The 25,938-nt window shown below is 40.8% G+C and carries 23 protein-coding genes; 14 read left to right on the forward strand and 9 right to left on the reverse strand.

The genetic code is table 11. The features are described 5' to 3' along the window. The first annotated feature begins 8 nt into the window (after positions 1–8). From galK to mglC, 8 genes are all read left to right on the forward strand, one after another. A complete protein-coding gene (galK, locus tag A1QC_RS07635) occupies positions 9–1,175 on the forward strand; it encodes a galactokinase (RefSeq protein ID WP_017025117.1) in 1,167 nt (388 codons plus the stop codon). Further along, the gene (galM, locus tag A1QC_RS07640) at positions 1,172–2,245 is read left to right on the forward strand and encodes a galactose-1-epimerase (RefSeq protein WP_017025118.1); all 1,074 of its coding nucleotides are present in this window, start codon (positions 1,172–1,174) and stop codon (positions 2,243–2,245) included. The genes galK and galM overlap by 4 nt, the downstream gene beginning before the upstream one ends. A 152-nt stretch (positions 2,246–2,397) precedes the next feature. Next, complete coding sequence (locus A1QC_RS07645) at positions 2,398–2,868, forward strand: sugar-binding domain-containing protein (RefSeq protein ID WP_017025119.1); 471 nt, start codon at positions 2,398–2,400, stop codon at positions 2,866–2,868. 45 nt (positions 2,869–2,913) lie between these two features. Next, positions 2,914–3,099, forward strand: a complete 186-nt coding sequence (locus tag A1QC_RS15805; RefSeq protein WP_084021860.1) for a hypothetical protein — start codon at positions 2,914–2,916, stop codon at positions 3,097–3,099. A gap of 10 nt (positions 3,100–3,109) precedes the next feature. Then, a complete protein-coding gene (locus tag A1QC_RS15810) occupies positions 3,110–3,214 on the forward strand; it encodes a hypothetical protein (protein WP_084021861.1) in 105 nt (34 codons plus the stop codon). Between the two features lie 304 nt (positions 3,215–3,518). Further along, positions 3,519–4,493, forward strand: a complete 975-nt coding sequence (gene mglB / locus A1QC_RS07650; RefSeq protein WP_017025120.1) for a galactose/glucose ABC transporter substrate-binding protein MglB — start codon at positions 3,519–3,521, stop codon at positions 4,491–4,493. 167 nt (positions 4,494–4,660) lie between these two features. Next, complete coding sequence (mglA, locus tag A1QC_RS07655) at positions 4,661–6,169, forward strand: galactose/methyl galactoside ABC transporter ATP-binding protein MglA (RefSeq protein WP_017025121.1); 1,509 nt, start codon at positions 4,661–4,663, stop codon at positions 6,167–6,169. A 10-nt stretch (positions 6,170–6,179) separates the two neighbouring features. Then, positions 6,180–7,187 (forward strand): galactose/methyl galactoside ABC transporter permease MglC, encoded by a 1,008-nt coding sequence (gene mglC / locus A1QC_RS07660; protein ID WP_017025122.1) that lies wholly within the window; start codon positions 6,180–6,182, stop codon positions 7,185–7,187. A 58-nt stretch (positions 7,188–7,245) separates the two neighbouring features. Here the strand turns inward: mglC and A1QC_RS07665 are convergent, their stop codons facing one another. The 3 genes from A1QC_RS07665 to A1QC_RS07675 all read right to left on the reverse strand — a co-directional run bounded on the left by A1QC_RS07665 (position 7,246) and on the right by A1QC_RS07675 (position 9,634). Beyond that, positions 7,246–7,767 (reverse strand): hypothetical protein, encoded by a 522-nt coding sequence (locus A1QC_RS07665; protein WP_141705985.1) that lies wholly within the window; start codon positions 7,765–7,767, stop codon positions 7,246–7,248. Between the two features lie 292 nt (positions 7,768–8,059). Next, positions 8,060–8,644, reverse strand: coding sequence for a GNAT family N-acetyltransferase (locus A1QC_RS07670; RefSeq protein ID WP_017025124.1), 585 nt, complete (start codon positions 8,642–8,644; stop codon positions 8,060–8,062). Between the two features lie 153 nt (positions 8,645–8,797). Further along, positions 8,798–9,634: a helix-turn-helix domain-containing protein gene (locus tag A1QC_RS07675; protein ID WP_026025815.1), complete on the reverse strand. Its 837-nt coding sequence runs from the start codon at positions 9,632–9,634 to the stop codon at positions 8,798–8,800. 157 nt (positions 9,635–9,791) lie between these two features. On the opposite strand from A1QC_RS07675, the gene A1QC_RS07680 reads away from it, so the two are divergent. Genes A1QC_RS07680 through A1QC_RS07690 form a run of 3 tightly spaced genes read left to right on the forward strand, consistent with a single transcriptional unit; the run spans position 9,792 to position 14,352 of the window. After that, on the forward strand, positions 9,792–10,976 hold the full coding sequence (locus A1QC_RS07680; protein WP_017025126.1) for an efflux RND transporter periplasmic adaptor subunit: 1,185 nt from the start codon (positions 9,792–9,794) through the stop codon (positions 10,974–10,976). A gap of 2 nt (positions 10,977–10,978) precedes the next feature. Further along, entirely contained in the window at positions 10,979–12,940 is a 1,962-nt protein-coding gene (locus tag A1QC_RS07685; RefSeq protein WP_017025127.1) for a MacB family efflux pump subunit, read from the forward strand. Between the two features lie 2 nt (positions 12,941–12,942). Then, positions 12,943–14,352 carry an efflux transporter outer membrane subunit gene (locus A1QC_RS07690; RefSeq protein ID WP_017025128.1) on the forward strand — a complete coding sequence of 470 codons (1,410 nt, stop codon included), beginning with the start codon at positions 12,943–12,945 and terminating at the stop codon, positions 14,350–14,352. A gap of 19 nt (positions 14,353–14,371) precedes the next feature. Here the strand turns inward: A1QC_RS07690 and A1QC_RS07695 are convergent, their stop codons facing one another. Further along, the gene (locus tag A1QC_RS07695; RefSeq protein WP_017025129.1) at positions 14,372–15,370 is read right to left on the reverse strand and encodes a substrate-binding domain-containing protein; all 999 of its coding nucleotides are present in this window, start codon (positions 15,368–15,370) and stop codon (positions 14,372–14,374) included. A 182-nt stretch (positions 15,371–15,552) separates the two neighbouring features. Continuing rightward, positions 15,553–16,389, reverse strand: coding sequence for a bifunctional allantoicase/(S)-ureidoglycine aminohydrolase (locus A1QC_RS07700; RefSeq protein WP_017025130.1), 837 nt, complete (start codon positions 16,387–16,389; stop codon positions 15,553–15,555). Between the two features lie 227 nt (positions 16,390–16,616). Here A1QC_RS07700 and A1QC_RS07705 point away from each other — a divergent pair, with 227 nt between their 5' ends. After that, positions 16,617–17,483, forward strand: a complete 867-nt coding sequence (locus A1QC_RS07705; protein ID WP_026025816.1) for a LysR family transcriptional regulator — start codon at positions 16,617–16,619, stop codon at positions 17,481–17,483. A gap of 12 nt (positions 17,484–17,495) precedes the next feature. Here A1QC_RS07705 and A1QC_RS07710 read toward each other — a convergent pair whose 3' ends face one another. Then, positions 17,496–19,016 (reverse strand): EAL domain-containing protein, encoded by a 1,521-nt coding sequence (locus tag A1QC_RS07710; protein WP_017025133.1) that lies wholly within the window; start codon positions 19,014–19,016, stop codon positions 17,496–17,498. 269 nt (positions 19,017–19,285) lie between these two features. Next, positions 19,286–20,653 (reverse strand): PLP-dependent aminotransferase family protein, encoded by a 1,368-nt coding sequence (locus tag A1QC_RS07715; protein WP_017025134.1) that lies wholly within the window; start codon positions 20,651–20,653, stop codon positions 19,286–19,288. A gap of 126 nt (positions 20,654–20,779) precedes the next feature. On the opposite strand from A1QC_RS07715, the gene A1QC_RS07720 reads away from it, so the two are divergent. Next, a complete protein-coding gene (locus A1QC_RS07720; RefSeq protein ID WP_017025135.1) occupies positions 20,780–21,673 on the forward strand; it encodes an EamA family transporter in 894 nt (297 codons plus the stop codon). A 114-nt stretch (positions 21,674–21,787) separates the two neighbouring features. Here the strand turns inward: A1QC_RS07720 and A1QC_RS07725 are convergent, their stop codons facing one another. Together A1QC_RS07725 and A1QC_RS07730 are read right to left on the reverse strand one after the other, a co-directional pair. After that, positions 21,788–22,369: a hypothetical protein gene (locus A1QC_RS07725; RefSeq protein ID WP_017025136.1), complete on the reverse strand. Its 582-nt coding sequence runs from the start codon at positions 22,367–22,369 to the stop codon at positions 21,788–21,790. A 39-nt stretch (positions 22,370–22,408) separates the two neighbouring features. Continuing rightward, positions 22,409–24,076: a diguanylate cyclase domain-containing protein gene (locus tag A1QC_RS07730; RefSeq protein ID WP_017025137.1), complete on the reverse strand. Its 1,668-nt coding sequence runs from the start codon at positions 24,074–24,076 to the stop codon at positions 22,409–22,411. A gap of 569 nt (positions 24,077–24,645) precedes the next feature. Between A1QC_RS07730 and urtA the strand changes: the two genes are divergently transcribed. Beyond that, complete coding sequence (gene urtA, locus A1QC_RS07735) at positions 24,646–25,938, forward strand: urea ABC transporter substrate-binding protein (protein ID WP_017025138.1); 1,293 nt, start codon at positions 24,646–24,648, stop codon at positions 25,936–25,938.

A 25,938-nucleotide genomic window follows, 5' to 3' on the forward strand; every position in this document is an offset into this window, starting at 1 on the left:
AAGTAATTATGACAGAGCGTTCACAGCAACTTATTCAAACGGTATCTAATGCCTTTCAAACCGTGTTTCAGCAAGCGGCGGAACATATTATTCAAGCGCCGGGTCGTGTCAATCTGATTGGTGAGCACACCGATTACAACGACGGTTTTGTATTGCCTTGTGCGATTGATTATCAAACGGTGGTTGCTGCGACAGCGCGTACAGACAAGCTCGTGCGCGTGATTGCGGTGGATTATGATAATCAGATCAATGAATTCGATATATCTAAGCCTCTTGAATTTAATCAAGACATCATGTGGGTTAACTACATTCGTGGCGTGATTGATTGCTTGCAAAAGCGTGGTTTTGAATTTAATGGCGCGGATATTGCGGTTAGCGGTAATGTGCCACAAGGCGCAGGGTTAAGTTCGTCTGCTGCATTAGAAGTGGTGATTGGGCAGACTTTTAAGGAGTTGTATAACTTAGATATTTCGCAACAAGATATCGCGCTAAATGGCCAACAAGCGGAAAATCAATTTGTTGGCTGTAATTGCGGCATTATGGATCAACTTATTTCCGCTAAGGGTAAACGTAACCAATCGTTATTAATTGATTGCCGCTCTCTGAACACTCAGGCGGTACCGATGCCAGAAGATATGGTGATTGTCATCATCAATTCGAATAAAAAGCGTGGATTAGTCGGAAGCGAATACAACACCCGCCGTCTACAATGTGAAGCAGCCGCAGATTTTTTTGAAGTAAAAGCGCTGCGTGATGTGACAATTGAACAATTTGAACTGCGCCAATCAGAACTTGATCCGGTTGTTGCTAAACGTGCTCGCCATATTATTACTGAAAATGAACGCACTGTTAAAGCGGCAGAAGCACTGAAAAATGACGATATGGCTTGTTTAGCGATATTGATGGAGCAATCACATGTTTCGATGCGTGATGATTTTGAGATCACTTGCCCAGAGGTGGATATGGTAGTGGATATTGTAAAATCAGTGATTGGTACTCAAGGTGGTGTTCGTATGACCGGCGGGGGCTTTGGTGGTTGTATCGTTGCTTTAGTTCCCCCTGTTTTAGTCAGCGCCGTTAAGTTTGCGGTTGAAGCCCAATATCAAGCGAAAAGCGGATTAAAAGAAACAATTTATGTGTGCCGAGCGATGGATGGTGCAGGAAAAGTAGAATGATAAACCAATACTTACAAAAACTAGAAAATGACATGACGTCATCTGCTTGGTTAGATGGCAAAAAGGCCAACATTATCCACTTAACCAATAGTTATGGTATGTCGGTGTCATTCATGGATATTGGCGCAACGTGGCTAAGTTGCATGTTGCCGATTGATGAACAAGGCCGTGAAGTCTTATTGCGGTCTAAAAATATGGCAGAGCATATTAAGCAAACGGCGTTCTTTGGTTCCACTGTAGGGCGTTATGCCAATCGAATTGGCAACAGCCAGTTCCATATTGGTACAGATACGTTTGATATTGTTGCCAATGAAGGTGTCAATTCTTTGCATGGCGGGAAGATTGGCTTCGACAAAAAGCGTTGGAAAATTAATGAACAGACTGACAACTCGGTGATATTTGAGTTGTTCTCTGAAGATGGCGATCAAGGTTACCCTGGAAACCTCAACGTTGAGGTGTGTTATGAATTAACGGATGACAACGAGTTGAGCATCTCTTACCGGGCGAACGTTGATAAAGCATGTCCTGTCAATCTAACCAACCACGCTTACTTTAACCTTGCGGGTGAAGGTTCGGATAAAAAAAGCACCGACCATTTACTACAGATGGTGGCGAAATCCTATTTACCGACTAAACCCGATATGCTCCCGACAGGTAAAACGCTTTCAGTGTTACAAACCGGTTTTGATTTTAATCATGAAAAGCAAGTCGGACTAGATTTCTTGAAAGATAGCGATCAAGTGATTGCTGGTGGCTATGATCATGCTTTTCTCTTTGATGCTCACTTATGTGATGGAAAACAAACGGTGGCAACATTATGTTCGCCAAATCAAGATGTCATCATGCAATTAGCCACAACCAAACCTTCGGTACAATTTTACTCGGGTAACTTTTTAGACGGTGCTGTCGGTGCCAATAAGGTGTATCAAAAATACGATGGTTTGGCGCTAGAAACACAGTATTTACCAGACGGCCCGAATCACCTTGAGTGGGGTAAAAGTGCTGGTTTGTTGGAAACTAAGGAAGACTACCACCATAAAACGGTGTATGGGTTTATTTTCAATACTTAAATGTTGGATGTTAACGTTTTCATTTTGAGCTGGTAATCACGGAAATAGTTAAGATGACTTATTAACATATAAGTAATAATTATGTTTTGTGAGATCTTATGCGTTCCTTTAATGACGTTATTTAGAGCCAAGATTGGCAAAATGAAAAAGTGGTGAAGCTCAATACGTTAGCACCGCATTCTCCGTTACACAGTTATCGTCATCAAACGGATGCCTCAAATGGAACACAAGGCAGTCGAGTTTCATTAAATGGTGACTGGCAATTCCAGCTATTTTCTTCCCCTGAATCGGTTCCAGAAAGCGTGCTGGATATGGTTTTTTCTACTAAGATCAATGCCGTTGTCGAGGGCAATGGGGAGATATCTTGGTTAGCCATGCCAGTACCAAGCAATTGGCAGTTACATGATCAAGTCAACGATAATCCCATTTACACTAATATTAAATATCCCTTTCCTGATACTCCTCCTTTTGTACCTATAGATAATCCCACAGGTTGTTATCGTCATTGTTTTGAGTGGCAGCCGACAGATATGAATGAATCGATGCGTATTGTATTTGAAGGGGGCAATTCTGCATGTCATGTCTGGTGCAATGGTCAATGGATCGGTTATTCACAAGACTGACTGTTTTCTGCATATTTTGGGCATTATCAATTACCAATATCTTACATGCATACACCTTATATTTTTCCATCTGAAAATGGGCTGCGCTGTGATGCTCATTATTTACAAGCCAATTCAATTGAGATCAGAGGATGGTTTCATTTTTCTGTATGCGAGTATTCTCAAATACAACTTATCCAGCCTCTCACACCGATGAACTCATCAGAGGGGAAACCTTTATATTCATATTGATGCACAGCACATGGGTATTGGTGGTGATGACTCATGGAGCCCGAGTGTCCATCCAGAGTATTTATTAAGTCAGAATGAATATTTTTATCAGTTAATACTAAAACAAATACTTTAGCCATTGGATTTCACGGATAGAAATAATGCATCGAACCTTCAGGTTTGGTGCAGTATTGATACTAAAACCTACATTTCTATTGCGGATAATGACAAGCAGATCACAATTCCATTCACCAAACTCATGAAAGTAACAAAACGTTAACTTGCTCATTTTTTTATTTATAAATAGCGTCTACTCTTTCTGGGTAAACGTTTTCACAAGATGTTTTTTTAAAGATGTACAGAATCAAGTGAAATGGACTTATACCCCAAAATAAGAAGGGTATATTCACAATAAAAATAACGAGAAATAGGGTACCCACATGAAAAAAATCGTACTTGCTGCTGCAATCACCTCAAGTTTAGCGTTTGCTACTAACGTATTCGCTGCCACTTCCATTGGTATTACCGTCTATAAATATGATGATAATTTTATGTCGGTGGTCAGACAGGCGCTGGAAGTCAATGCAGCGAAGGATCCTGATGTGAAAGTGTTAATGAACGATTCACAAAATAACCAATCAATGCAAAATGATCAGGTAGATGTGATGCTAGCGCGTGGTGTTCAAGCCCTCGCGATTAACCTTGTCGATCCGGCAGCTGCACCGGCGATCATTAATAAAGCAAAACTCGATGATGTGCCGATTGTGTTTTACAACAAAGAACCATCAGCAAAAGCGATGGCAAGTTACGATAAAGCTTATTATGTCGGTACCGATTCAAAAGAATCTGGTGTGATCCAAGGGCAAATGATTGCCAAGCAATGGAAAGCTAATCCTGCTTGGGATTTAAACAAAGATGGTGTTATCCAATATGTTTTACTCAAAGGTGAACCCGGTCACCCTGATGCTGAAGCACGTACTACTTATGTTGTGAAAACTTTAAACGATGCCGGCTATAAAACCGAAGAACTGCAACTGGATACGGCTATGTGGGACGCGGCAATGGCAAAAGATAAAATGGATGCGTGGCTTGCTGGCCCTAACGGCAAGAATATTGAAGTTGTGATTGCCAATAATGACGGCATGGCAATGGGGGCAATTGAAGCTCTAAAATCATCAGGGATTAAATTACCGGTATTTGGTGTCGATGCATTAGCGGAAGCGATTGCACTGGTCAAATCGGGCGATATGGCCGGTACCGTGCTAAATGATGCAGATTCACAAGCACAAGCGACTTTCGAGCTTTCTCGTAATCTTGCTGAAGGCAAGCCTGCTACAGAAGGCACAAAATGGAAGCTAGACGGTAAAGTGATCCGAGTTCCTTATGTGGCTGTAGATAAAAGCACCCTTAAATAGAGAGTAAAAAACCAAGGTGGTTAAATGCTAATGATTCGCTAGCACTAGCAACCACCTTGGCCCTCTCATTCAACAATGCGCTAAAAATAAAGTGAAGGTAAACAAAAGCTGACTGTTAATACCTTTACTTTGCCTTATCGATTAGCAGAATTAATTTGAGTGTGTTTATGGACAGACAACAAGACACCTACCTATTGGAAATGACTGGCATTAGTAAGCAGTTTCCAGGTGTTAAAGCATTAGATAAAGTGAGTTTGAAAGTGAGACCTCACTCTATTCATGCTTTGATGGGAGAAAATGGGGCAGGTAAATCAACCTTATTAAAATGCCTATTTGGTATTTATGATCAAGATGAAGGTGACATTGTTTTTCTTGGTGAAAAAGTCAATTTCCATTCTTCAAAAGAAGCCTTAGAAGCCGGTGTTTCTATGGTGCATCAAGAGTTAAACCAAGTGTTACAAAGAACCGTTATGGATAATATCTGGCTTGGGCGTTACCCAACCAAAGGCTTCTTTGTCGATCATGACAAGATGTACCAAGATACCCAAGCGGTATTTGATGAGTTAGACATCGATATTGATCCAAAAGAAAAAGCTGGCAACTTATCGGTTTCTCAAATGCAAATGGTGGAAATTGCTAAGGCGTTTTCATACAACGCTAAAATCGTGATCATGGATGAACCCACGTCTTCTTTAAGTGAAAAAGAAGTCAGTCACCTTTTTAAAATCATTAAGAAATTAAAAGAGAAAGGCTGTGGAATTGTTTACATCTCTCACAAAATGGAAGAGATCTTCGCCATTTGTGATGACATTACCGTGTTACGAGATGGGCAATGGGTGGAAACCCGACCTTTAGCTGGTCTTGATATGGATAAAATCATCGGCATGATGGTGGGGCGTGAATTAACTAATCGCTTTCCTGAAAAAACCAACACGCCGAAAGAAAGCATTCTTCATGTCCGTAACTTAACTGCGTTAAATCAACCGTCTATTCAAGATGTTAGCTTTGAATTACGTAAAGGAGAAATTCTTGGCGTGGCAGGGCTGGTGGGGTCGCGTCGTACCGATATTGTCGAAACTATTTTTGGGGTGCGTGAAAAATCGTCTGGTGAAATCTTATTGCACGATAAAGTCATGCGCAATAAAGATGCCCATGAAGCGATTCAAAATGGCTTTGCTTTAGTTACCGAAGAAAGACGTTCCACCGGTATTTATGGTGAATTAGATATTACGTTTAACTCTTTGGTCGCGAATGTGGAGCAGTACAAAACCAAATCAGGCTTGCTGAGTAATTCGAAAATGAAATCAGACACTCAATGGGTGATTGATGCGATGAGGGTGAAAACGCCTTCGCATGCCACAACTATTGGCTCATTGTCAGGTGGTAATCAACAGAAAGTGATTATCGGGCGTTGGTTACTAACAGGTCCTGAAATATTAATGTTGGATGAGCCTACACGCGGTATTGATGTTGGCGCAAAATTTGAAATCTATCAGTTGATATTAAATCTGGCGAACAAAGATAAAGGTATCATTATTATTTCATCTGAAATGCCAGAACTTTTGGGAATAACCGATCGTATTTTAGTGATGAGTAATGGCCGTGCGGCGGGCATTGTTGAAACTAAAAATACCACCCAAAAAGAAATTTTAGAATTAGCGGCACTTTATCTGTAAGGGATTACCCATGGAAAATTTAAAAACATACAGTTTAAAATATCTCAAAGCAGGTGGCATTTATGGTGTGCTTCTTATTCTGCTTGCGATAATTGTGATTCAAGAACCTTCATTTTTAAGCTTACGTAACTTGAGCAATATTTTAACGCAATCTTCAGTGCGGATTATTATCGCACTTGGGGTAGCGGGTTTAATCATTACTCAAGGCACCGATTTATCCGCAGGACGACAAGTCGGCTTAGCTGCCGTGTTGTCTGCGAGTTTGTTGCAAGCGACCGATAATGCTAACAAAGTCTTCCCACAATTAGGGGAAATCCCAATTGTTGCGGTGATTTTAATGGTGTGTTTGGTGGGTGCGTTAATTGGTTTAGTGAATGGCATTATCGTGGCGTACATGAAAGTGACCCCGTTTATTGCCACACTAGGTTCAATGATCATCGTTTACGGAATTAACTCGTTATACTTTGACTCTATTGGCGCTTCTCCAATTGCGGGTTTTGATGAACGTTTCTCCACCTTTGCGCAAGGCTTTATACGAATAGGGGACTTCCGACTTTCCTATATTACTTTCTATGCGATAGCTGCAATGATCATCGTATGGATCATGTGGAATAAAACCGTATTCGGCAAAAATATCTACGCCATTGGCGGTAATCCAGATGCCGCGAAAGTGTCTGGTGTGAATGTGCCAATCACTTTACTTAAAATCTACGCTATTTCAGGTGTGTTCTACGCATTTGGCGGCATGTTAGAAGCCGGGCGAATTGGGAGTGCTACCAACAACGTTGGCTTTATGTACGAACTTGACGCCATCGCTGCTTGTGTGGTTGGTGGGGTCTCTTTTGCTGGTGGCGTGGGGACGGTAATGGGCGTTGTGACGGGGGTGCTTATCTTCACCGTCATCAACTACGGCATGACCTATATTGGGGTCAGTCCATATTGGCAATACATTATCAAGGGTGGGATTATCATCTTTGCTGTTGCATTAGATTCCATGAAACACGGCAATAAAAAATAATCGTTAATGTAAGAAAATAAGGAAGCGACCTGGTTGGTCGCTTTTTTGCTACATGTTTTTATTCGTTCGCTTCAGAATTCCAAGTTTCATACCAAGATTTCATGATGTCGGCATGTTGTTTGGCCTTTTTTATATCATAACCTGTATGATCCATGCGAATATAAATAGGATTCTCTATCATTTTTATAGGTTCAAAAAACCAATAATTCATAGTGAAATTAGGTTCCTTTACATAAATAATAAGAGATTTTAATAACGAGTTTGATGGGGAAATTTGGTAATTAATTGATTCAATATTACTCCAAGCAATTAATCCTGTTTTCGGGCTATATATACCGGCGTATCCAATGGCTAGTAATGTTGGCCTATATACCATTCTATGTATTTCATGAATAAGAAAAATTAATGGTACAGTTAATATAATCAGAATACCTTCAAGAGTATTATTTTCATAAGCAGCATCTATATTTAATAATATAAATGAGACTACTGAAATAAGTCCGGCAAGATACCAGTGCTTAGTTGTGTAGACTTTATTCCCTATTTCAATGTCGATACCATCTATATTGACTCTTTTCATGTTTATTATAAATTCATAGTATATTTTTCTAGTTTTTATTTTTTCGTGAACAATAATTGCATTAACTATCAATATACTTAAATTTAATGTTCTTAGAAGTGTGTCATCTATTTTTTGCGACGAAGATACGAGAACTTACTTTTTCTAAAATGACATGAGTTACCAGTTCAACGCATCAGAACAATTCTCTTAAGTTAGCATTAACCAAGTTGGATTTTGGCCCAATGGCAAAGGTGGAACAACTCGCACAAGTTGGCAAATCGGTAGTGGATTATGATAAAGACACCATTTTCTATTTATTTTTTACAAACTGCTCAGCAGTGATCCCGTAATAAAGTTTGTCATCAAAACCTTGCTCAGTCTTGTAGTAATCCACTTGGCACCCCTCACGTTGGTACCCACACTTTTCCAGAGTTTTGTATGATCCAAGATTGGCGGCGTAGCAATCGGCGCTGATTTTATGGGCATTCAGTTGATTAAACCCAATGTCAGTCATCAGTTTACAAGCACTCGTGGCAATGCCTTGTTTCCAAGCATGTACTGGCAGTTGGTAACCAACTTCATGGTTTCCTTGTAAGAACATCACCTGAGTAATGGCGGTCATGCCCATGTAACGCCCTTGTTGATCACGAATGACAAAGGTTGGGCTGTCTGGCCAAATGCCTTGTTGAATCGCATCGGCGGTGTTTTCAATAATAGGGTTGAAAAAACCTTGGTAGAGACTGTCATCCGCAGGTGCGAAGAATAGATAAGGGTTAACTTGATCATCGTTGAGCATGTTGATGATGTCGGACAGATCGTCGGGTTGGATCAATTGAATCGTTAATGCGTCATGAAAAGGAACAGACTTGCCTTGTTTTAATTTTGAATAGGTCATGGTTATCTCGTTTTAACTCGCCTTTGGGAGCGTTTGAAGTCACTTAGGTATAAAGGCATGTTAACGCGGCAATCTTTGAAGAAATTGGACTTTTGCGACAGTTCTGGATTAACCAACTATTCATTCAATAGCGCCACAAATGTCAAGAAGCCTCTATTCAAAGTCACCATATACGTCGATAGTTAAATCACGTTTTTGTAAGTAGTTGGAAGGCGTGCATTCAAGTTGTTTTTTGAGTTGTCGAATTAAATGTGATTGGTCACAAAAGCCAAACGTCTGAGAAAAGGTCGCCCAATCAAAATTTTCATCTTGTTTGTAGAGTGCTAGCACCATTTGATCGAGTGTCATCATTTGTAGGTATTTCTTGACTGTTAGCCCTGTCACTTGTTTAAAGCTACGCTCTAACGTACGCCGTGAGCAAGCGCAATGGTTAGCTAAGCTTTCAATATCCATAGAATCTTCAATCACGTTATGGTGAAGTTCCTCTATTGCAAGAGTGGCCTTTTGAGTAATGAAGAAAGCTTTATCTTTATTCTGGTTTAAATCCAACGTATTCAAGTGCTTTAATATGACATCACCTATGTCCTGTTTTGAATGAGCTTGCCATAACGCGTCTTGAAAATGGGCATTAAATAATGGCTTTAACCATTCAAACCATGAACATTGATTGATATGTTGAGGCGATGCTTTATTTAATAGGTAAAGCCCTTCAGGTCGAAATGTGATACCAATACGCTTCAGTGGCGCACTATCTTCCAAAATCAGCATTTGTTCACTGGGCAGCAGTAAATGGCAGCCTTTGCCAATAAAAGGCTGCTTATCATTCAGGTAACAATAATCTTGTTCATTAGGTGTAAATAGCAGATGAGCCCTTGGGTTAGGAATGAGCCGAGGCCGCTTTTCAATGACATCATCTTTCTCAACTTCCAGATACCAAATCTGATGGATGAGCCATTCATACTCTGCTAGTGTTTGTTTCCAAGTGATCATGGCATCTCTGCTGTTATTGGTCGGATAAGATTCGGTAACATCATGCATTAATAATACTTCATTTACGCTGTTTTACCTTAATTTACATGCCTTACCCTATCTCCTTACATTTATCCTCGGTATCATCCCTTTATCACTTCTCAAATGCCTTTTTCCCATGAAAATCAAAAAAAGATGGATCCTTGTTACTGCGCTGCTGCTCATTGGTGGCGGTGCGACCTATTACTACGCACAACCCGAATCTAAACCTGTGTATGCGACAGAGCCAGTTGTGAAAGGCGATATTGAAAATGCCGTTTTAGCCAATGGTATGTTGCAAGCGGCTAAGTTTGTTAATGTGGGTGCGCAAGTGTCGGGACAAATTCAAGACCTTGCGGTGTCGTTAGGCGATGAGGTAAAACAAGGGGACTTGATAGCTCAGATTGATAGCCTGACCCAACAAAATAGCTTAAAAGAATCCCAAGCTTCTCTCGATAGTTTGAACGCGCAATATCGCGCCAAGCAAGCCCAAATCAAACAAGCGCAATATGAGTTTACTCGCCAAAAGGGCATGTTGGCGGCCAAAGCCAGTTCGCGCGCCGACTATGAAAATGCTGAAGCTACGCTGGCGGTCTATCAAGCAGAACGCGACCAACTGAAAGCCGAAATTGAGAAAGCCAAAATCAATGTAGATAGCGCAAAGGTGGATTTAGGCTACACCAAAATTAGCGCGCCCATTGATGGTACGGTGGTGTATACCGCAGTGGAAGCTGGGCAAACGGTCAACGCCAATCAAACCACGCCAACCATTATTGAACTGGCGCAACTCGATACCATGACAGTAAAAGCGCAGATTTCAGAAGCCGATGTGATCCATGTGAAAGCGGGGCAAGCGGCCTATTTCACGATTCTTGGTCAGCCGAATAAGCAATATAAAGGCACCTTGCGTGCGATTGAACCGGGCCCGACCATCATGGATGGTGATGACAGCGATCTGGCAATCAGCGACAGTGATGCGATTTATTACAATGCCCTATTTGATGTGCCTAACCCTGATGGAATATTGCGTATTGGCATGACCGCGCAAGTTTCCATTCTTCTTAATCAATCCAAAGATGCTTTATTAGTGCCTGCACAAGTATTGAAGCGCATGACAGGCAAAGGCCATAAAGGTAATAAAGGCAAATTCGAAGTGCCGATTTTGGAAAATGGAAAAGTGGTATATAAACCAGTTACGGTCGGCATTAATAACAAAGTCAATGTTGAAATTACCTCGGGTTTAACCGAAGGCGATCAAGTGGTGGTGGGCATGCCATCGGATAATACATTTTCGGATCGTCGTAGCAAACGAATGAGGTTCTGATCATGACTCAGGCCTTGTTGAAAATAGAAAATTTATCTCGTTCTTTTGCTGCGGGAGATGAATCGCTAACCGTGTTAAATAACGTCAATGTTGAAATTCAACGCGGTGAAATGGTGGCGATAGTCGGCGCGTCGGGTTCGGGTAAATCAACCTTAATGAATATCTTAGGCTGCTTGGATCAACCGAGTTCTGGACGTTATTTCATTAACGGTGAAGATACTTCCAATATGGATTCCGACCAATTAGCAGAATTACGCCGTGAATATTTTGGGTTTATTTTCCAGCGTTACCATCTTCTTAGCGATTTAACCGCAGTTGGTAATGTCGAAGTACCAGCGGTATATGCAGGCGTGCCACATGCTAAACGAGAGGAGCGTGCCAGACAATTGCTGAGTCGTTTGGGCTTGGGCGATCGCTTAACTCATAAACCGAATCAATTAAGCGGTGGGCAGCAGCAGCGTGTCAGTGTCGCGCGCGCATTAATGAACGGTGGCGAGGTGATTTTAGCCGATGAACCTACCGGTGCATTAGACAGCCATAGCGGCAAAGAAATGATGGCGCTACTCAAAGAGCTTCATCAGCTTGGTCATACTATTATTTTGGTGACACACGATATGGATGTTGCCAATTTTGCCGATCGCATTATCGAGATTAAAGATGGTGAGATCTTATCAGATAGACGTTCGGCAAATGTAAACCACAATGATGATGCCAACTTAAATCAGACTGAATCCATTACGGTAAAAACTTCTGCTGCTCATTGGTGGCATTGGGATAGCTTTGTCGATGCGTTTAAAATGGCGTTATTGGCGATGTCGAGCCACCGAATGAGAACCTTCTTAACCATGCTTGGCATCATTATTGGTATTGCTTCTGTGGTATCGGTGGTGGCATTAGGTAACGGGACGCAAAAGCAGATCTTAGCCAATATTTCCTCTATGGGTACCAACACCATTGATATTAGGCCCGGTAAAGGTTTTGGGGATCGCAGAGCTGGGCGAGATAGAACCTTAACCGCCGATGATGCCAAAGCGATCAGCAATTTATCTTATGTTGATAGCTCAACGCCAACCATCAATAACAGCCTAACCATACGTTATGATAACCAAGCCGTTACCGCTTCGGTGCAAGGGGTCGGGACGGATTATTTTCGAGTTAAAGGTTATGAAATTTCACAAGGGCAGTTCTGGGATCAAGACAGTGTGGACTCACTTGCTCAAGATGCCGTGATTGACAACAACACCAAAAAAGAATTATTTGCCGATCAAGACCCGATTGGGCAAGTGGTGTTTTTAGGGACGTTACCGGTGCGGATTGTTGGGGTCACCAAAGCCAAAGAGAGTGCGTTTGGTAACAATGATAGCCTGACCGTTTGGGTGCCTTATACCACCATGTCTGGGCGAATGATGGGGCAACGGTATTTACACAGTATTTCAGTTCGAATTGATGAAGATGCGCCAAGCAGTGCCGCCGAGCAAGGCATCATTAGCTTGCTTAAAATGCGTCATGGGACGGAAGATTTCTACACCGTGAATACCGATACCATTAAGCAAAATATTGAAAAAACCACCTCAACCATGACGCTATTGATTTCGGCAATTGCAGTGATTTCGTTGATTGTCGGTGGCATTGGTGTGATGAACATTATGTTGGTGTCAGTGACCGAGCGCACCAAAGAAATTGGGGTTCGCATGGCGGTGGGCGCAAGGCAAATTGATATATTGCGACAGTTCTTAATTGAAGCAGTATTGGTGTGCTTGTGCGGTGGTATTGCTGGGATTACGTTGGCGTTTGGTTTGGGGTTTGCCATGAGCAGCTTTGGCAGTGGGTTTGAAATGGTGTATTCGATGACCTCGATTGTGTCTGCGTTTATCTGCTCCACTTTAATTGGGATCATCTTTGGATTTTTGCCAGCGCGTAATGCCGCCAAGCTAGATCCGGTTGATGCATTGTCTAGGGATTGATCATGAAAAATAAAAACCGTATGACAAAAATTAGACCCTTAGCATTGATATTAAGCGTAGTCATGCTAGCAGGCTGTGGTGCGTTGACTCGTACCGATTATGAAGCGCCGCCGGTACAAGTGCCGCAACATTGGCAACAAAAGCACTTGGCTGGGGAGGTCAATATTGATCCTTGGTGGTATGCCTTTAATGACAGCAGTCTCAATCAATTCATCGATAAAGCGTTGCAAACCAACAATGATTTAGCCATTGCCACCTTTACGCTGAAAAAAGCGCGCCTGCAAATGGGGTTAACCAATGATGATTTGTACCCGCAGTTGAGTTCAAATACATCGGCAGGTGTGAGTAAACCGATCGATGGTGGGGATTCTACCCAAGCTTATCGCACCGATTTATCCGTGAGTTATGAGTTAGATTTGTGGGGCAAAATTTCCGCGGATGTGGATCAAGCAAAATGGAGCGCGATGGCGAGCCTTGAAGATAGGGAGGCGACCGCGCAAAGTTTGGTTGCTACAACCGCTTCACTGTATTGGCAGATTGGTTATTTGAAGCAAAGAATCGCGTTAGGTGAGCATAACATTAACGATGCTCAAACGACGCTAGAGCTTATTCAAAAGCAATATACATTGGGCGCAGTGGATCAATTGGATGTGTTAGAAGCCAAGCGTACCTTAGCCAGCTTGCAAGCCCAACAAAGTCAATATCAGCAACAGCTGGTGGAAGCCAATAATGCGTTTGCTATTTTGTTTAATCAACCACCGTTGGATATGACCAAGACGGTTCAATCCTTACCCGATATTACTTTGCCAGATGTTAGCTCAGGCGTTCCTGCTGATTTATTGATCCGCAGGCCAGATGTAAAAGCGGCGATTTACGATATTAAATCCGCATTAGCCAGCAAAGATTCTGCCGATTTGGAATACTTACCAACGTTGACACTCACCGGGGCATTGGGTGGTTCATCGCAAGAGTTGAAGAACTTGTTATCAAACCCGATTGGCAGTTTAGGGGCAGATTTAACTCTGCCATTCTTGCAATGGAATGATATGGAAAACAATAAAGCGATTGCGGATGTCGATTACCAATCAGCGATAGTGAGTTACCGACAAGTGCTGTACAGCGCATTTCAAGATGTCGAAAATGCCTTATCGGCGCGTGATCAATTGTTGTATCAAAATGCTCGCCTACAAGAGCAATACGATGCCGCGAAGCATGCCGAAGACATTTATGCCGCGCGCTATAAGTATGGTTCGACAACCATCATGGAATACTTAGATGCGCAAGAAAATACGCGAGATGCCAAAGCGTCATTGCTCGAAAATAGGTTTAATCAATTTATGGCGCAGGTGGCATTGTATCAATCGTTAGGTGGGAATGATGTAGCGCCAAGAATGGAAAATGATGATGCATAATGTGGAATATAAGAAATTATTAAGCTTTTACTACCGATAATCGTCGAACTAAAGTTGGGGTAAACATATTAGTTTCTGCTTTTGCGGCTTCTTTATTAGCAAGTTTTAACGCTAAAATCGCAGCTTTCTCGGCCATCATTTGAATTGGGTAACGAACAGTGGTGAGTTTAGGGTGAAGATATTTGGCAATTAAGCCGTTATCGAACCCGATGATAGACATATTTTTTGGGGTATCAATATCATTTTCTTCTAATACTGAAAGCGTTCCTGCTGCCATGTAATCGTTATAGGTAGCAATGGCAGTTAAAGGGAATCCTTTAGCAAGAAGGTTAGTCATGGCTTTTTCACCGCCTTCTTCATCGGGTGAACCGTATTCAATGTAGCTTTCTGAATGGGATAAACCATTATCTTGTAAAGCTTGTAGGTAGCCAGCTTTACGTTGATGAGTATCTTCTATGTCGTGATTAGAGCAAATATACCCAATATGCTGGTGGCCATGTTTGATTAAATATTCTGTCGCAAGGTAAGAGCCTTTGTGATTGTCTAACGCAATACAACGATCAGCAATTTCAGGGATGAATCGGTTGATAAGCACTAACCCTGGTATTTCTTCTGCAAAGCCAATTAACTCTTGGCTTGATAAACTTTTACTATGAATGACCAATGCATCACAACGGTGGTTGATCAGAAGCTCAATAGCTTCTCGTTCTTTAGTTTCAGAGTGATAGCCATTACCAATGAGTAAGTGCTTTCCTTGCTGGCTTGCCACTGTATCGATGGCTTTAACCATTGAACCAAAAAAAGGATCAGAGACGTCACCAACCAATACACCCATGGTTTGAGTTGATTGGCTAACCAAAGCACGAGCGGCAGCATTAGGGCGATAGCCGAGTTTTGCCATGGCAAGTGTGACGGATTCAATCGATGCTTTGCTTGCTTTAGGTGATTTGTTGATCACTCGTGATACGGTAGCAATTGAAACATTTGCTTCTTTTGCGACATCTTTAATGGTTGCCATAGGTTTCTACTCTTGTAACACCAATGAATTGGCGCAAATTATATCTTGATTAGAAGGTTGTGTTTAACATTAATAAACAAGGCTTGTCACATTTATAAAAAATGGCCACCAGACTATGGTGACCATTTAATGATTTTACTTAAACATTGTTTTTATTTACCGTACTTTTTGCTTATATTCACTCAGTTTTTAGGACGAATAAATGGCATGTGGCGGTTTACGTCTTTGTACAACAAGTAACGGAATGGGCCAGGGCCGCCAGCGTAGCAAGATTGTGGGCAGAATGCGCGTAACCACATAAAGTCACCTGCTTCAACTTCTACCCATTCTTGGTTCAAGTGGTACACCGCTTTACCTTCAAGCACATACAATCCATGTTCCATAACATGAGTTTCATCAAATGGGATTACACCACCCGGTTGAAATGTCACAACATTCACGTGCATGTCATGGCGCATGTCAGAAGAATCAACAAAACGAGTGGTTCCCCATGCATCGTCGGTCTCTGGCATTGGGATTGGTGCAATATCATTTTCATTCGTGACAAACGCTTCAGGTACTTCTAAGCCTTCAACATATTGATATGCTTTACGGATCCAGTGAAAACGGACTGGTTGGTCGTTATTGTTATGAACCGTCCAATTGCATTTTGGTGGTAGAAACGCATAACCACCTTCGGCCATATGGTGCTTTTCACCTTCAATTGTAATATCCATTTCACCGGCAACGACGAATAAAACACCTTCTGCTGCAGGATCAAGTTCAGGTTTGTCAGAACCGCCTTTAGGTTCAATTTCAACGATATATTGTGAAAATGTTTCTGAAAATCCGCTTAATGGGCGTGCGATAACCCACATGCGCATACCTTCCCAAAACGGTAGGAAGCTTGTCACGATATCGGTCATCACGCGTTTTGGAATGATGGCATAAGCGTCGGTTAATACCGCACGATCAGACAATAATTGTGTTTGTGGTGGTAGGCCACCTTGTGGAGAGTAATAGCTGTTTTTCTTAGTCATTTCTTGTGATCCTTCATACAAGAGAGCCATGTAAATTCAAAAGGGAATCAACAGAGCCTCAGATTAGCTTAAAAGACATGTGAATTAGTGTGATTATGCGCTACTAATTAAGGATTGAAAAATTAAATAATGTAATTAGTATCAGTGGTAAACCCACTACCTTAGCTCTGATGCAAAATAAATGTGAAAGAGTGAAGATAGCAGAAAAACAACAAAGTGAGTTTCTGATGAACAAAACCCTTGATCCAATCTTATTACGGAGCTTAATTGCCGTTGTGGATACTGGCAGTTTTACTCGAGCCGCCGAAAGTACACACTTAACTCAATCGACAATTAGCCAACAAATTCGCAAATTAGAGGCTCAGTTAGATTGTGATCTGTTGGTTCGAAAAAACCGATACGCTACCCCCACCTTAGAAGGGGAGAGGGTTGTGACTCACGCACGTCGTATTCTTTCTATGATGGAAGATGCCATTGCTGAAACCGTCAGTAATGCAGAGCAAAGACCCATCAAACTTGGTGTTCCAGAGGATTTCGCGACTCATGAATTAGTGCCCACTTTATCTTTATTTGCACAAGCATTTCCAGAAACTCGTTTGGAAGTGAAAAGCGGTATGTGTAGTGATATATGGACTCAGTTTCAAAATAATGAACTGGATATTGCATTGGTTAAACACCGACCAGACAGCGCTCAAGGTATTGCAAAATGGGCGGAACCTTTGTGTTGGATTGATGGCCATTCATCGAATAACTTAGATAAAGAAACGGTCCCTATGGTTGGTTTACCCAGTACAGGGTTGTATCGAAGCGAAATGGCGCACACTTTCGATACCTTAGGCCGACGATGGCGTATGGCGTACATTACAACGAGCTTGTCTGGGGTGGGTTGCGCAGTTGAAGCAGGCTTAGGTATTTCTTTGTTACCAAAGCGCTTGGTGACGCCTTTACATCGGGTGCTGACGCAACAGGATGGTCTGCCAAATATTGCTCCGCTCGATTTGATTTTACACGCTCAACCGCAACTGACTAGCCAAAGTAAATTGCTAGCAGAGCGGTTGATTGAAGCGTGTAATAATATTTATCAAGCGGTGTAGGTTGGCCGTTAACTAAGTAAAGTATTGTTCAATAAACTCGGTTAATGGGATCGGCTTACTGTAGTAATAGCCTTGAATATAATCCACATTATGAGTTCTTAAATAATCCAATTGTTCTTGAGTTTCAACGCCTTCTGCGACGATGGCAAGTTCTAACCTTTGGGCTAAATCGATAATATTATCGACCAAAGGAGCCGCTATCGCATCTGATCCAATGAGATCAATAAAGCTCTTGTCGATTTTGATAAAATCAAAGTTTAAGTTTTTAATGTCAGATAACGTTGAGTGGCCTGTTCCAAAATCATCGATCGCCATCTTAATATCCATTTCATGCAATGTGTCAAAGACGGATTGAGTTTCATCGTAATCGTGTATGGCTTGCCTTTCTGTTAGTTCTAGTACCAAGTGTGTTTTAGCGTTAAGAGAGCTATCAGTGTATTTTTTACAGCTAGCGATCAACGATTGTTGGTTCGTTTTATCAAAATGTTGTGCGCTGATATTGATACCAATATGAAAGTCATTAGGCACTTTTTTTTCTACAGTTGTAAGTAGATTAAAAGTGTTTTCCATGAGTTGAGTTGTCATTGGAATAATCAAACCAGATGCTTCGGCTAGCGGAATAAAGACATCAGGATAAATCAAACCGTGGTGCTTATTATTCCATCGAATCAGTATTTCAAGCCCGGATAATTTGCCATTGGAATCCATGACGGGCTGTGCATAAGGTGTAAATTCATTATCAGCAATGCTTTCCTTCATGATGAAAAGGCTAGAATTCTTTTGAGCATTTAAAAAGACATAGCGACCGATAATTAGAGAAATAACGGCAAACAATATTATGAGAAACGTATTGTTTTGAATGATTTCATTGACGTAATCTTGAGTGGAAACATTGGTATTGATATTAAAATTATATTTTTCTGAAGCCACCATTAAGTTACTTCTTTGAGTGGAGTAATGGATAATGCCTTCTTTATCGAACCATATTTTAGAAGATTGAATACGAAAGTTATCGCTATCGTCAATGTGCTCTAAGATAGAATAAAAGATTTTTCCATTGAAAGTGACAAGTACGCCATTTTTATTATGTACTTCTTTAATCGCGCCAATAATTTTTCCTGGGGTAACTACGCTGGATTCTAAAATGCTGAGTTCATTGTTTGGTTTGTCTGATGTGACATAGGCAGCATTGACCATACGAGAATTGGTAGAGCAGGCTACGATGTTATTTTTTATAATATTAAGTGTTTGAAATTCGGCATATTCAACAATGATATCAATGAGTTTATGTTCGGCTGTCGAGCAGGGCATGCCTGTTAGTGGCATGATTCGATTTATGATTTCATCGGTAGATTCTAATTTGGTTTCAATAATAGAAACGACAGATCCAAGCCGAGTGAGAACATTAGCATCGTAAGACTTGATTGATTGAGCGATGATGATGCTCGTGCCAACTGAAAATATTCCAATAGAGGCAGCAATTGAGATAAGCCATTGTCTATATTTTAACGTGTTTTTAATTTTATTAATCATTGGCAATAATCATTAGTAAAAGAATATATTAAATGTATGTTTTGTTTTTGTTCTTGTTAATTTAATGTTGATTTTTGATGTTAATTTACAGTCGGTTAATGATAATGGTTATTATTATGTTCGCTATTATTACTTATAGCAATAGCGTTAAATTATTAATGCATAATTTAAGATTATTCTTAATGGTTTCTAGTGATTTTTTGACGTTTTAGCTTTGTTTGTGTAATTCTTACATTTAGATACTGACTACTCCATCACTTAATCATCACTTAATTCAATGAGATCAATAACAGCATCAAATCTATTTCTTTTTTAATGTCATCATTAAGGGGAAATCCAATATTGATTCTAAGGCAGTCTTGGTAACGGTTTGATTCTGTAAACACTGATCCTATTCGAATATCTAAATTGGCTTCTTCGGCTTGCAGAGCGAAGGAGTGGTTATCTAAATTGGGTATTTGTATCCATAGTACCAAGCCACCATCTGGCTGTGTGATTCGATAGCCCGGTGGTAAGTGCTGATTGAGGTATGACAAGTAATGTTGCTTATTATGAAGAAGTTGATAACGAGCACGCTTGAGGTGTTGTTGATAAGCATTTGAAGTTAAAAAGTCAGCCATTGCTAATTGAATGACGGTTGGTACGCCTAAAGATCGTTTAAGATATGCCTTAAAGTAACGATTAGGTTTACACCATCCAATTCGGTAACTTGGTGATAGTGTTTTGGATAACGACCCACACCACACCATATACCCATTTTCATCATAATAGGTTGCTGGTAAAGGGAACGCGTTGTGATGAGGTAATTCTAAATACACGTCATCTTCAATCATTGGCACACAATAAAAATTGGCCAGCTGAGCTAAACGCTTTTTTTGCGCTACCGACATCGTAATCCCTTGCGGGTTCATATGCGTGGTACAAAATAGCCCAGCCTTAATGGTTTTTGCTTGTAAGTGCAGCTCTAGTTGGTCGAGATCGATGCCTGTCTTGATGGATGGAATTTCGATAACCTTCAAATGTAACTGAGAAAGAAGCTCCAGCAATCCATTGTAACAAGGAGAGCTGACCGCTACGGTATCTCCGGCTTGTGTGCATACCAATAGTGCCGTTTTTACTGCGTCCATACAGCCATGTGTAATAATTAATTCATCGGCAGAAAATGAAAAACCCATGTGGCTAAAGTGAGAGGAGAGGGCATTCCGAAAGGTTGATTCACCTTGTAGATCTGGGTAGTTGGATAAACGTGTTGGCATTTGTTTACTGGCTCGTCGAAAGCTGCGTTCAAGGGCAAGTTTAGCTTTATCATCAAGTAATAATCGAGACGTCCCTAGTGGGCCATTTTTGATGGTTTTAGGTAGGTGCTGTTTACGAATATCAACCACATGGCTAGTAAACGGCTGCCATTCTGGTGTTAACGTTTTTTGCTGTGTTGGTGCGATAAAAAAACCAGCTTGAGGACGAGAGATTATTCTTCCTAATGACTCTAATTCTGCATAACAGTTGACCGCAGTCGATAGGCTAATATTGTGTTGTTTCGCAAATTGTCGTAGTGACAAAATGCGTTGTTCTGCGACTAATTTCCCCGCTTCAATATCTTGAATAAATTTATCGACTAACTGTTTGTACTTTGCCATCTTGATTCAACTGTACTGTATAAATGTTAATAAACTGTATCTGTACTGCCTTTGGGTTGCAAGTAACACTGTGCATGTAAATTAACAAACTAAGCATGGAACGATAGCAAACAAAGGAGAGTTACGATGAAGGGACGAGATTTATTGCTTACTATTGGAGTAATGGCCATTTGGGGGATTAACTTTTCAATGATAAAGCTTGGGGTAACACAGTTAGATCCGCTTTTGATTGCAGCAGCTCGTTTTACTTGTGCCACTTTCCCTATCATTTTCTTTGTGCGGAAACCCAATGTGTCGTGGCGTTATCTCATGAGTTATGGCTTGGTCTTTGGGACTGGTATTTGGGGCATGGCATCATGTTCAATCACTTTTGGTTTATCTTCTGGTATGGCGGCAGTGTTATTGCAAATGGATGTATTAACCACCGTTTTAGTGGGAGTCTTGTTGTATAAAGAGGTGATTTCCACTCGCATGGCCATGGGTATCATGGTGGCGTTGGTTGGGCTTATCGTTTCGATTATGTTCACCAATGGTAATGTCACCCTTGTTGGCGTCGCCTTTATTATGATTTCTGCTATTTGTTGGCCGCTCGCGGGTGTGATTGTTCGCAAGTCTGGCACTCAATCTGCTTTTGCATTTAATATTTGGGGAATGCTGTTTGCACCTATTCCATTAATTGCTTTAAGTGTGACGTTAAATGGAGTTGAAGTGTTAAGTCATACTTACCAGCATTGGAATACTGATGTGTGGATATCGGTATTATTTCAAGCCTATCCAACCACAATATTCGGTTACTGGATTTGGAACAAAATGATCCTTAAATACCCAATGAGTCAACTCGCTCCTTTAACCTTATTGGTTTCGGTTTTTGCGTTGATCAGCGGTTACTTTATTTATGATGAACAGCTTTCACTTGCTCAATGGATATCATGCAGTGCTTTCTTGATTGGTATTGCTTTGGTGCTTTATCCAAAGTCTTTAGCTAAGGCTAAGAAAGGATCAATTAATTCAGTTGCTTGAATTAATTGGATCATAAGAAAATAAATAAAACCGAACTCTGGTTGTGCTGTAAACAAAAAGAGTTCGGTTTGATGTTGATTAAGTTGGTGTCTAAACTCGATTGATTTTGAAGTGTTATGAGTTACTTTTTAGCTTCACTTTTTCCGCAAGATCCAATAAATGCACGGTGGCTTCAATGTGTTGAGGGTAGCCATTCAATGCTTGCTGTTTGTCCTCAGTCATCTGAAATAAATCGTCTGAAAGCTTCCAGTATAAGATCGAGGTATAAAGCATTGCCGCCAGTGATTTGTAGACTTCAACTTCATAAACCATCGCAAGATTTTCCAATAACTCTTCGTGAGTTGTTTCATTTTCTAACGGCTTGTCGAGTGCATCAATAACACTGGTGTAAAGCTTGTTTTGCTTCAGGCTTTCCATTAAGGGAACGTTATCTTGAGCCAAAATAGTTAATGAGTTTCGGATTAATTGAATCCAGTTTGCTTGAGTTAAGTCTTGCTCAACGACATTCTCGAAATCGTGTTTAATTTTCTTCTCGATCACTTTTTGAGATTGCTTTAATACTTTACGCACTGATTGAAAAGGTAATTGAAATTCACGAGCAAGATCCACTATCAAGGTATGAAAACCATTGTTTGGAAGGTGTAAATTACTTTTGAAAGTGGCGAGTGCGTGTTCTTGTGGGGTGAGTTCAATCATGGGTCAGTGCTTTTGGGTATGAGTTTATAGCGCACATTATTACACGGTATTAAAAGACTGTTGACCATCTACTGAAGAAAAAATGATTTTATTTTGTTTTGAGCTTTTAGCTATATACATAGCATCATCTGCCATTCTAATTAATGCTTCTGGTGTACTGCCATTTTCAGGTGACATAGCAATGCCAATCGATACACCAATTTGACATTCATCATCAAGGATGTTTATAGGTTGATTTATAGAGTAGAGAATCTGGGTTGCAATCTCTGTAACATATTTCTTTCCTTGAGGATTACTCAGGATAAAAATAAATTCATCGCCACCAACTCGAGCAACAGTATCCGATTTTTGTGTTAAGAGGGATAGTCTTCTCGCCACTTCTTTGAGGAGGTTATCACCTGTGTTATGACCAAACTTATCATTAACGAATTTAAAGCCATCTAGATCAAGAAACATTAGGGCGATATTAGGTTCGTTAATTGTGGTATTGGATAATATTTTCTCTAACCGTTCCATTAATAAGGTTCGGTTGGGTAGGTTTGTTAATGCGTCATGAAAAGCTAAATGCTTAATACGTTCATCTTTACGCCAAAGGGAAGTGATATCACTGAAGACGGCAACGTAATGAATAGGTTTGTTGTTTTCATCTTTCACCATGGTGATGTTCATGCGTTGTAAATAAGTCTGCCCATCTTTGCGTCGATTCCAAATATCCCCATTCCAACGACCTTCAGTGGCAATTTCTTGCCACATTGCATTATAGAAACCTTGGTCATATTGATTGGATTGAAGGATTCGAGGTGTTTGTCCAATTGCTTCATTTTGGGTGTAACCCGTGATATTTGTGAAGCTTGGGTTTACCGATAAGATGGTGCCTGCTACATCGGTAATCATCACACCGTCGAGTGTGTTATCAAAAACACATGCTGCTAATTTGGTTTTTGCTTCCGTTTCTTTTAATACCGTCACTTCGTTTGCTTGAATAGCAAATCCTTTGACCGTTCCATCGATATCAAAGTCGGGGATGTAATGGCCAATAATATGCCCAATACTGCCATCGGTTTTATTTAAAATTCGCTCGAAGCGCTGGGATTCTCCCTGTAAAACGCCATCAATGTAGGGTTTATTTAAGGCAAACAACTGCTCACCTACAAGCTCTAAAAAGTGGATACCAATGATATCTTTAGGTGGTATATCAAACCATTGGCTGAAAGCATGATTGGCATAATGACATCGTAGATTTTTATCCCAATATCCCATCATATTAGGAGAGCTTTCAATGATTGAATGGATGAGTTTATGATCTGTATTACTATTACCAACAGGATAGGGGATTGATTGTGGCGTATTGTTCGAGCAGTAAGTTCTCTCTAAATAGTAGGAGAGAAGGCTACAAATTAGTGCAAAAATTGTAATGTTAACAGAAGATATACTGTTTTCGAGAAAAGCAGTATCAACCAACAAAGGACATAGCAATAACATACCAACACAAATGAGCGATGTAACAATTAAGCCTGCATAGAATCCTGCATAGAGTGCAGAGACCATGACAATAGGAAGAAAGATAAAATAACTAAATTCTGAATTTAAAACGTGTTCAGGCCATATAAGTAGACCCGCAATCAAGTTTATCAATGAGAGTGCGATGAAAAAATACTTAAGATACAGATAGTCTGCGTTGGGGCTTTTTTGGGTTGTATCACTCATTGATCACCTTTATCACTGCTATCTACACCTTCCTGGCATAGGTTTTCTTTTTGTTATTACTATTTAGAGCGATATGCTCGATTAAGGTTATACCCTTCAACTGTTTTTGATATAGGTCGTTCACTTAATTTAAGCATAAAAGAGTTTTATTTATACTTTTATCGATTTGATTTGTGTGTTCGCAATCAGAAAATAGGTTTAACTTTGATTTGTAGGGATCAATGACTACCCTGTCGGTTCTTTCTTATTGGTTGCTAGGGTATCATAAAGCCAGTGAGTCAGACTTTGGTTAATTGTTATTTTTTCGTTTCAACTCCCTTCATTTTTAAATCTTTTGCTCTTAAATAGTGCGAGATTTCATCTGTTGTATGAATTTTACGGTACATATCACTCTTTTGGTGAATTGCATGATGACTATGCACCATAATCAAACATCAATTGTTTTAATTTGAAAGTAAAACTTTATAACCTTTTGTTTTATTAATGGTTTGTATGGGTTGGCACACTCCTTGCTCTTAATTACTTATCTCAAGAATGAGTATTTATGCAATCAAGGAGTGACATCTATTATGCAAAACAAAACCTTAAAAACCCGTTTAAAGCGACTAGCAAGTGCGGCGGTGATCAGTGCTTGCACGTTTAGTGCTCAAGCGGCCGATACGATCAAAGTCGGTGTGCTTCATTCTCTTTCTGGCACCATGGCGATCAGCGAAACCACTTTAAAAGACACTGTTTTAATGTTGATTGAAGAACAGAATAAGAAAGGTGGCGTGTTGGGTAAGCAGTTAGAACCTGTGGTGGTCGACCCTGCTTCAAACTGGCCAATGTACGCTGAAAAAGCGCGTGAGTTGATAGAAAAAGATAAAGTCGCCGTAACTTTCGGTGGCTGGACATCCGCGTCACGCAAAGCGATGTTGCCAGTGTTTGAACAAGACAACAGCATCTTGTTCTATCCGGTGCAATATGAAGGGCAAGAATCCTCGAAAAACATTTTCTACACTGGCGCTGCGCCAAACCAACAAGCCATCCCTGCGGTCGATTACCTCATCAATGAACTGGGCGTGAAGCGCTTTGTCCTTGCCGGTACCGATTATGTTTACCCTCGTACCACCAACAAAATTTTAGCCGCTTATCTGAAAAGTAAAGGTGTAGCGGATGCTGATGTGATGGTGAACTACACCCCATTTGGTCATTCAGATTGGCAGTCGATTGTCTCTAACATCAAAAAGTTTGGTTCAGAAGGTAAGAAAACCGCGGTGGTTTCAACCATCAATGGCGATGCCAACGTACCGTTTTATAAAGAGCTAGCGGCGCAAGGTGTGTCTTCAGAAGACATTCCAGTGATCGCCTTTTCGGTAGGTGAAGAAGAGCTTTCAGGTATGGACACCTCAGCATTGGTCGGCCACTTAGCGGCTTGGAACTACTTCATGAGCGTTGATTCAGATGCAAACGAAACCTTCATCGATACTTGGCATAAATACATCAAAGATGACAAACGTGTGACCAACGATCCAATGGAAGCGACTTACATTGGTTTTAACTTGTGGGTGAAAGCGGTTGAGAAAGTGGGTTCTACGGATACCGATAAAGTGACGCAAGCGATTGTGGGTTTATCTGTGCCTAACTTAACCGGTGGCACGGCAACCATGTTGGCCAATCACCACATAACAAAACCTGTCGTGATTGGTGAAATCCAAGATAACGGTCAGTTTGATGTGGTTTGGGAAACTGAGAAAGAAGTGAAAGGGGATGCATGGTCAGATTTCTTACCAAGCTCTGCGGATCTCATTTCAGATTGGACCAAACCCATTATGTGTGGCAGCTACAACACCAAAACTAAAGCCTGTTTAGGTGGTGAATAA

It is taken from the genome of Vibrio rumoiensis 1S-45 (assembly GCF_000286955.2).
GTDB lineage: Bacteria > Pseudomonadota > Gammaproteobacteria > Enterobacterales > Vibrionaceae > Vibrio > Vibrio rumoiensis_A.

Bases quoted from the DNA above. Each gene is read 5' to 3' on its own strand.
- galK (WP_017025117.1), top strand. From the start codon at position 9: ATGACAGAGCGTTCACAGCAACTTATTCAAACGGTATCTAATGCCTTT.
- galM (WP_017025118.1), top strand. From the start codon at position 1,172: ATGATAAACCAATACTTACAAAAACTAGAAAATGACATGACGTCATCT.
- A1QC_RS15805 (WP_084021860.1), top strand. From the start codon at position 2,914: ATGCATACACCTTATATTTTTCCATCTGAAAATGGGCTGCGCTGTGAT.
- A1QC_RS15810 (WP_084021861.1), top strand. From the start codon at position 3,110: ATGGGTATTGGTGGTGATGACTCATGGAGCCCGAGTGTCCATCCAGAG.
- mglB (WP_017025120.1), top strand. From the start codon at position 3,519: ATGAAAAAAATCGTACTTGCTGCTGCAATCACCTCAAGTTTAGCGTTT.
- mglA (WP_017025121.1), top strand. From the start codon at position 4,661: ATGGACAGACAACAAGACACCTACCTATTGGAAATGACTGGCATTAGT.
- mglC (WP_017025122.1), top strand. From the start codon at position 6,180: ATGGAAAATTTAAAAACATACAGTTTAAAATATCTCAAAGCAGGTGGC.
- A1QC_RS07665 (WP_141705985.1), bottom strand. From the start codon at position 7,767: ATGAAAAGAGTCAATATAGATGGTATCGACATTGAAATAGGGAATAAA.
- A1QC_RS07670 (WP_017025124.1), bottom strand. From the start codon at position 8,644: ATGACCTATTCAAAATTAAAACAAGGCAAGTCTGTTCCTTTTCATGAC.
- A1QC_RS07675 (WP_026025815.1), bottom strand. From the start codon at position 9,634: ATGATCACTTGGAAACAAACACTAGCAGAGTATGAATGGCTCATCCAT.
- A1QC_RS07680 (WP_017025126.1), top strand. From the start codon at position 9,792: ATGAAAATCAAAAAAAGATGGATCCTTGTTACTGCGCTGCTGCTCATT.
- A1QC_RS07685 (WP_017025127.1), top strand. From the start codon at position 10,979: ATGACTCAGGCCTTGTTGAAAATAGAAAATTTATCTCGTTCTTTTGCT.
- A1QC_RS07690 (WP_017025128.1), top strand. From the start codon at position 12,943: ATGAAAAATAAAAACCGTATGACAAAAATTAGACCCTTAGCATTGATA.
- A1QC_RS07695 (WP_017025129.1), bottom strand. From the start codon at position 15,370: ATGGCAACCATTAAAGATGTCGCAAAAGAAGCAAATGTTTCAATTGCT.
- A1QC_RS07700 (WP_017025130.1), bottom strand. From the start codon at position 16,389: ATGACTAAGAAAAACAGCTATTACTCTCCACAAGGTGGCCTACCACCA.
- A1QC_RS07705 (WP_026025816.1), top strand. From the start codon at position 16,617: ATGAACAAAACCCTTGATCCAATCTTATTACGGAGCTTAATTGCCGTT.
- A1QC_RS07710 (WP_017025133.1), bottom strand. From the start codon at position 19,016: ATGATTAATAAAATTAAAAACACGTTAAAATATAGACAATGGCTTATC.
- A1QC_RS07715 (WP_017025134.1), bottom strand. From the start codon at position 20,653: ATGGCAAAGTACAAACAGTTAGTCGATAAATTTATTCAAGATATTGAA.
- A1QC_RS07720 (WP_017025135.1), top strand. From the start codon at position 20,780: ATGAAGGGACGAGATTTATTGCTTACTATTGGAGTAATGGCCATTTGG.
- A1QC_RS07725 (WP_017025136.1), bottom strand. From the start codon at position 22,369: ATGATTGAACTCACCCCACAAGAACACGCACTCGCCACTTTCAAAAGT.
- A1QC_RS07730 (WP_017025137.1), bottom strand. From the start codon at position 24,076: ATGAGTGATACAACCCAAAAAAGCCCCAACGCAGACTATCTGTATCTT.
- urtA (WP_017025138.1), top strand. From the start codon at position 24,646: ATGCAAAACAAAACCTTAAAAACCCGTTTAAAGCGACTAGCAAGTGCG.